Consider the following 2,573-nt stretch of genomic DNA (forward strand, 5'->3'; position numbering starts at 1 on the left):
AGCTTGCGTTCGCTGGTTTCCAGGTTGGTCAGCAGCCGCAGCTGCTCCAGCACGTCGGCCGAGAGGTTCTGCGCCTCGTCGATCACCAGCACGCTGTTGCGTCCGGCCGCATGCGCCTGCAGCAAGAAGGCGTTGAGCGTATCCACGTAGTCCTTGACCGTCGCGCCAGCGCCGGCCGGCGGCGGGGCGATGTGGAACTCGTCGCACACGGTCTTCAGCAGCTCCAGCACCGAGAGCTTCGGGTTGAAGATGTACGCCACGTCGCAGTTCGCCGGGATCTGCTCGAGGAAGCAGCGACACACGGTGGTCTTGCCGGCGCCGATCTCGCCGGTCAGCAGCACGAAGCCGCCGCCCCCGCCCAGCCCGTACAGCAGGTGGGCCAGTGCCTCCCGGTGACGCTCGCTCATGAAGAGGTAGTGCGGGTCGGGCGCGATGGAAAACGGCGCTTGCTTCAGGCCGAAGAACTTCTCGTACATGGGGGCCGGTGTGGTCAACGCGGGCCGGGCGGCGCATCGGCCCGGTCTGCCCGCGAGGATAGCGGCGCCGGCGTGGGTCCGGCGACGGCGCGGCGAGCGGGCGCGGGCAGCGGCTCGGCCGGCGCATCGGCCCCCTGCTCGGCTGCCATGCCGCGGCGGCGGAACAAGGCCGCGCGGGCCAGCAGCAGGCTGGTGATGGGCGCGGTGATGGCCAGCAGCACCGGGATGATCCAGGCCGACAGCACCGGCCGCTCCTGCAGGGCCGAGAAGTACAGCGCCGAGGCCAGTGCCACGCACCAGCTGCCCAGCGTGATGGCCAGCGCCGGCGGGTGCATGCGCTGGAAGAAGTCGGGCAGGCGCAGCAGGCCCACGGCGCCGGCCAGCGCCAGCAGCCCGGCCGCCACCAGCAGCGCAGCCACGGTGTAGTCGATCCACCAGGCCATCACTCGATCACCTCGCCGCGCAACAGGAAGCGCGCCAGGCCGATGGAGGTGATGAAGCCCAGCATCGCCACCAGCGTGGCCGCCTCGAAGTACATGCTGCTGTGGTGGCGCAGGCCCAGCACCAGCATCAGCAGCAGCGCAGTGATGGTGAGGTAGTCCAGCGCCAGGATGCGGTCCTGCGCGCTGGGGCCGATGAACAGGCGTATCAGCGTGATCACCATCGCCAGCGCAAAGCAGCCGAAGGCGATCAGCATCGCGGTCCACAGCACGGGCGAGATCGCGGCGTTCATTCGAAGATCTCCTGCAGCGGGCGCTCGTAGTGCTGGTGGATCTCGGCCACCAGCGCCGCTTCGTCGCCCAGGTCGAACACATGCAGCAGCAGCGTGCGGCCGTCGGGCGACAGCTCGCACCACACCGTGCCCGGGATGACCGCCAGGATGATGGCCAGCGCGGCCAGCGCATTGGGGTCGCGCAGCATGATGGGCACCTGCACGAAGCCCGAGCGCGGCCAGCGCTGCGGCCCGCCGAAGGCGCCGCGCAGCGTGCCGTGCAGCACCCGCAGGTTGGAACTCACCACGTCGCGCGCCACCCGGGCCAGCAGCCGCAGCACCACGCCGGGCCGGCCCACCTTCACCCGCCCCGGCCGCAGCGATGCGGTGAGCAAGGGCGCGCCCAGCGCCACCACCGCGCCCAGCAGCCACTGGCCCAGCGAGCTGGCATCGGCCAGCAGCAGCCACAGCACCAGCAGCAGGGCCGACAGCAGCGGCGCGGGCACGAGGCGCCTCATGGCCGCACCCCCACCTTGTCGTCGCTGGGCTGCGGCAGCGGCTGCGTGGTCATCACCGCGTTGATGTAAAGCGATGGCTTTTGCAGCGCCTCGGCGGTGGCGCGGGTGTAGCGCAGCACCGCCTCGGCATGCACCGTCAGCAGCACGCAGGCCAGCAGCAGGCCGGCGATCGGCGCGCATTCGATGATCTTCAGGTGCGGCGCGGGGCGGTGCAGCGGCGTCCAGAAGTAGCGGATGCCCGCGCCGGTGAGCGACCACAGCGACAGCAGGCCCGAGACGATGAGCATGGCCAGCAGCAGCCAGGCCTGGCTGGACGTGGCTTCGGGCTGGAAGTTGCCCAGCCCCTGGCCGTTGAGCAGTGCCGACAGCATGCTGAACTTGGCCACGAAGCCCGACAGCGGCGGCATGCCGGCCACCAGCAGCGTGCAGGCGATGAAGCTCACGCCCAGAAAGGCCATGGCCGCCGGGATGGCGCGGCCGGTCAGCGGCTCGCCGGTCTCGTCGAACTCCGACGGTTCCAGGTCTTCGGCCGGAAAGGCCAGGCTGCGGGCATCGGCCTGCGCGCCTTCGGCCTCGATCTGGCGCGAGCGCTCGATCAGCTCGGCCAGCAGGAACAGCGCGGCCAGCGCCAGCGTGGAGCTGAGCAGGTAGAACAGCGCCCCCGCCGTGATGCCCGGCTGCGCGAAGCTGATGGCCGCCATCAGGGTGCCCGAAGACACCACCACCGCCAGCGCCGCCAGCCGGTCGATCTTCTGCGAAGCCAGCATGCTGAGCGCGGCGACCGCCAGCGTGGCGATGCCGGCCAGCAGCAGCCAGCGCCCGCCGAAGTAGGCCGAGTCGCCGGCACCGGCCGGGAACATCAGCGAC

Annotated in this window: 4 protein-coding genes and 1 pseudogene; all 5 read right to left on the minus strand. The window is 70.9% G+C overall.

The window, feature by feature from the left end; translation table 11 throughout:
• On the minus strand, positions 1–476 hold a 476-nt coding region (locus ABNT58_RS15805), incomplete at its 3' end, for an AAA family ATPase (RefSeq protein WP_348754415.1).
• A 14-nt stretch (positions 477–490) separates the two neighbouring features.
• Positions 491–919 carry a Na+/H+ antiporter subunit G gene (locus ABNT58_RS15810; protein ID WP_348754416.1) on the minus strand — a complete coding sequence of 143 codons (429 nt, stop codon included), beginning with the start codon at positions 917–919 and terminating at the stop codon, positions 491–493.
• Positions 919–1,209, minus strand: a complete 291-nt coding sequence (locus tag ABNT58_RS15815) for a K+/H+ antiporter subunit F (RefSeq protein WP_348754417.1) — start codon at positions 1,207–1,209, stop codon at positions 919–921. Before ABNT58_RS15815 ends, ABNT58_RS15810 begins: the two co-directional genes overlap by 1 nt.
• Complete coding sequence (locus ABNT58_RS15820; RefSeq protein WP_348754418.1) at positions 1,206–1,706, minus strand: Na+/H+ antiporter subunit E; 501 nt, start codon at positions 1,704–1,706, stop codon at positions 1,206–1,208. Before ABNT58_RS15820 ends, ABNT58_RS15815 begins: the two co-directional genes overlap by 4 nt.
• Positions 1,703–2,573 (minus strand): annotated as a pseudogene (locus ABNT58_RS15825) (cation:proton antiporter); the annotation flags it as partial. The gene ABNT58_RS15820 and the pseudogene ABNT58_RS15825, both read right to left, overlap by 4 nt.

The sequence above is a fragment of the uncultured Aquincola sp. genome, from assembly GCF_964001545.1.
In the GTDB taxonomy this organism is placed as follows: domain Bacteria; phylum Pseudomonadota; class Gammaproteobacteria; order Burkholderiales; family Burkholderiaceae_C; genus Aquincola.

Excerpts from the sequence above, each read along its gene's own strand:
- ABNT58_RS15810 (WP_348754416.1), bottom strand. The coding sequence starts at position 919 with ATGGCCTGGTGGATCGACTACACCGTGGCTGCGCTGCTGGTGGCGGCC.
- ABNT58_RS15815 (WP_348754417.1), bottom strand. The coding sequence starts at position 1,209 with ATGAACGCCGCGATCTCGCCCGTGCTGTGGACCGCGATGCTGATCGCC.
- ABNT58_RS15820 (WP_348754418.1), bottom strand. The coding sequence starts at position 1,706 with ATGAGGCGCCTCGTGCCCGCGCCGCTGCTGTCGGCCCTGCTGCTGGTG.